The organism is Okeania sp., assembly GCF_983059655.1.
Genome location: NZ_CEZPJD010000744.1, coordinates 1 through 3,930, shown reverse-complemented (window position 1 = coordinate 3,930; position 3,930 = coordinate 1). Strand labels below are relative to the sequence as shown.

General features: G+C 36.4%; 1 protein-coding gene and 1 pseudogene. One reads left to right on the top strand and one right to left on the bottom strand.

Features of this window, described 5'->3' with window-relative positions:
• Positions 1-644: 644 nt before the first annotated feature.
• Positions 645-3,431, top strand: a complete 2,787-nt coding sequence (locus AC3DU7_RS27695) for a type ISP restriction/modification enzyme (RefSeq protein ID WP_488042478.1) — start codon at positions 645-647, stop codon at positions 3,429-3,431.
• 128 nt (positions 3,432-3,559) lie between these two features.
• Here the strand turns inward: AC3DU7_RS27695 and AC3DU7_RS27690 are convergent.
• A pseudogene (locus AC3DU7_RS27690) lies at positions 3,560-3,930 on the bottom strand (RNA-guided endonuclease InsQ/TnpB family protein); the annotation flags it as partial.

Genomic DNA, 3,930 nt, shown 5'->3' with positions numbered 1-3,930 from the left:
CCTGAAACAACTCGTTGGGCAGATAAATTAGCTTCATTTTAGGAAGAAAGAAGGAGGAATAATGAATAATGAATAATGAATAATTAATAATTAAGAGTTGATAGTTAATAATTATTCATTCAAAAATTCACGCGTTGAAGCCTCCCCTTTTAAGGGAATAAAATCAAAAAAAATCCTTTTAGTCAATGCTCTTCTTTTAAAAAGAGGTAATTATTAATTGTTAATTGTTAATTGCTGAAGCAAAGGAACTATATATGGTGTATTGCTCGGTGAAGCTAGCGCTAAAACACCCTACTGGACTGTTTCACCTAAAATAGTGCAATAGAAAGTTGGTCTAAGATTGCTTCACTATCGTTCGCAATGACAAATCTAATGCACATTTTTAGGTGAAACAATCCACTACTGGACTGTTTCTAAAATAGTGCGTTAGATGGGAAGTGTGGGAAGTGTGGGGAGTGTGGGGGGTGTGGGGAGATAAAGACATCTAGAAACAAAAATAAGAGTGCACCATTTTTAGATGAAAAAGTCTACTAGAAATAAAAATCTATTGCACAGTTTTAGCTGTGTCGGTCCACTACTAAATAGTTGCCAAAAAAATCCTTAACTGAACTGTATTTACTGATAACTGATAACTGATAACTGAAATGGCTACTCTCAACCTCAAACCTACTCATAAACCAGTCAAATTATATTACCAAACTTTAAATAAGTTTATACAGTTGGGGGCTGTTAATGAAGGGGCTGTAAAAGTTGCTTTTGCGGACTTGTTAACTGCTTGTTGTCAACAGTTTAACTGGACGTTGGTACAGGAAAATAGCATTCCATTAACTAAGAAAAAACTAATCCGAGTTGATGGGTTATTAGTTAGAGATGATACTCTTAAACATGGCATTTGGGAAGCGAAAGATACTGAGGATGATTTAGCTAAGGAAGTACAAAATAAATTTAAACAAGGTTATCCGAAAGATAATATTATTTTTCAGTCTCCCGAACGGGTAATTATTTGGCAAGGAGGAAAACAGGTTTATGATGGAGAAATTACTAAACCGGAAGCTCTGGTAGAAAGTCTGAAGTTATTTTTTGAATATCGCCCACCCCAGATAGAAAATTGGGAAAAAGCAGCTACAGAGTTTGGGGAAAGAGTTCATAATTTAGGGGGAAAATTAGTTGAGTTAATTCAGAGTCAACGCAAAACTAATAAAAAGTTTATTGCTGCGTTTGATGGGTTTAGTAATATTTGCCGTCTGTCGATTAATCCGAATATTTCTGATGCAGCGGTGGAAGAGATGTTGATTCAGCATTTATTAACGGAACGAATTTTTCGCCAGATTTTTGATAATCCAGATTTTACTCGCCGGAATATTATTGCGGTGGAAATTGAGAAGGTGATTAATGCTTTAACCTCGAAGTATTTTAGTCGGAATCATTTTTTAGAGGAGGTAGATTATTTTTATTTGGCATTAGAAGAAGCGGCTAAAACTATTAAGGACTATAGCGAGAAACAGCATTTTTTAAACACGGTTTATGAGAAGTTTTTCCAAGGGTTTGCTGTTAAGGTTGCTGATACTCATGGGATTGTTTATACCCCCCAGTCTATTGTTGATTTTATGGTAAAAAGTGTTGATGAGATTCTGAAAAAAGAGTTTAAGAAATCTCTCAGTCATAAAGGGGTTCATATTCTCGATCCGTTTGTAGGAACGGGTAATTTTCTGATGCGGGTAATGCGGGAAATTAGGAAAACTGTTTTACCTGATAAATATAAGGATGAGTTGCATTGTAATGAGGTGATGTTATTGCCTTATTATATTGCTTCGATGAATATTGAGCATCAATATTTAGAAGCAACGGGTAAATATGAGCCGTTTGAAGGTATTTGTTTGGTTGATACTTTTTCGGTTCAAGAAGCGTTACAGTTAGATTTTTTTACTCCAGAAAATACTCAACGGGTGCAACGACAGCAAGATTCAAAGATTTTTGTAGTTATTGGTAATCCTCCTTATAATGCGTGGCAACAAAATGAGAATGATAATAATAAAAATCGGAAGTATGAAGAAGTAGATAGACGGGTAGCTCAGACTTATTCTAAAGACTCGAAAGCTACTTTAAAAAATTCTCTTTCAGACCCTTATGTAAAAGCTTTTCGTTGGGCTGCGGATAGAATTAAAGATGAGGGAATAGTCGCTTTGGTAACTAATAATAGTTTTATTGATAACATTGCTTTTGATGGGATGCGACAACATTTAGCCAAAGATTTTGATGCGATTTATGTTTTAGATTTGGGTGGTAATGTAAGAATTAATCCCAAGTTATCGGGAACGACTCATAATGTTTTTGGGATTCAGGTTGGGGTGAGTATTAATCTGTTGATTAAAAAGAAGGAAGGTAAAAAATCTCAATGTCAAATTTACTATGCAAATGTGGATGAGTTTTGGCGGAAAGAGGAAAAATATGTTTATTTAGAAAAATGTCAGCATTTAGGTGGGGTTGACTGGCAAGAAATTGAACCGGACAAAAAAAATACCTGGTTAACTGAAGGGTTGCAAGCTGATTTTGAAACTTTTATCCCAATGGGAACTAAGGAAACTAAAGCTGCAAAGGGAAAAGTAACCGATACTATTTTTAAATTATTTAGCAACGGAGTAAAAACTAATCGCGATGTTTGGGCTTATAATTTTAATCCTGATGAATTAGCAGAAAATATTCAACAGGCGATCGCTACTTATAATGAACAAGTCAGGAAATGGCAGGATAGGCAAAACAAATCTTTTAAAGTCGATGATTTTGTCACTGATGATGATACTAAAATTAGTTGGTCTTCAACTTTAAAAAACCATTTAAAGCGAGGGATTATCCTAGAATATGATAAGAATCATGTCAGACAGTCTCTTTATCGCCCTTTCACTAAATCTTACCTTTATTTTGATGCTCACTTAAACGAGGCTCGCTATAAATTTCCCTACATATTCCCTACTCCGGATACTGAGAAAGAAAATCTAATTATTAGCTTAACTGGAATTGGGTCTGAGAAGCCATTTATGGTAATTGTTAATAATATCATTTGTGATTTACATCTAAATGGTGCTGGATGTAGCACCCAATGTTTCCCCTTCTACACCTATGACGAAGACGGAAACAACCGCAAAGAAAATATCACTGATTGGAGCTTAGACACCTTTCGCCAAAAATACCAAGACTCGGCGATCGCTAAATGGGATATCTTCTATTATATCTACGCCCTTTTACACCATCCCACCTATCGAGAAAAATACGCCGATAACCTGAAACGAGAATTACCCCGCATTTCCTACGCTCCAGACTTTCACCGATTTGCCAATGCAGGAAAACGCCTCGCCGAAATTCACATCAACTACGAACAACAACCCGAATATCCGTTAACATTTATCGAGAATGATGAAGTTCCGTTCTACTAAACTTACCCAAACTTACCCATGCGGGAATTGCATGAGCTTTGGCAGCTCAGTTCCTGTTTCCCAGAAGACCACTGACCGCAGTCTGTAACTTATCTTCTCCACAGGCTTGAAATCGGTGAGAACTCCACCTACTGACGTGCATAATTTTCTAGGTTCACAGCAGCATTAAAATCTCTGTCTGCCTTGAAACCGCAGTTGTTGCATTCATATAGTCTGACATTCAGCGGCATTTTCTGTTGATGTCCGCAGTGAGAACATATTTGAGAACTTGGATAAAATCTATCTGCTATTATTAGCTCACTGCCATACCACTCACACTTGTATGTTAGCTGACGCTTAAACTCATAAAAGCCGCAGTCTGCTATCGCACTTGCTACTCCCGTGATTTTTGAGCATTCCACTTACATTCAAATCCTCTATAACTATGGTGCTGTGGTTTTTAGCTAACCATGTTGTTAGTTTATGTAGTGCATCTGCTCTGATATCAGCTACTTTTTTG

What these genes read in the sequence shown, in the direction of transcription:
- AC3DU7_RS27695 (WP_488042478.1), top strand. Translation starts at nt 645, where the DNA reads ATGGCTACTCTCAACCTCAAACCTACTCATAAACCAGTCAAATTATAT.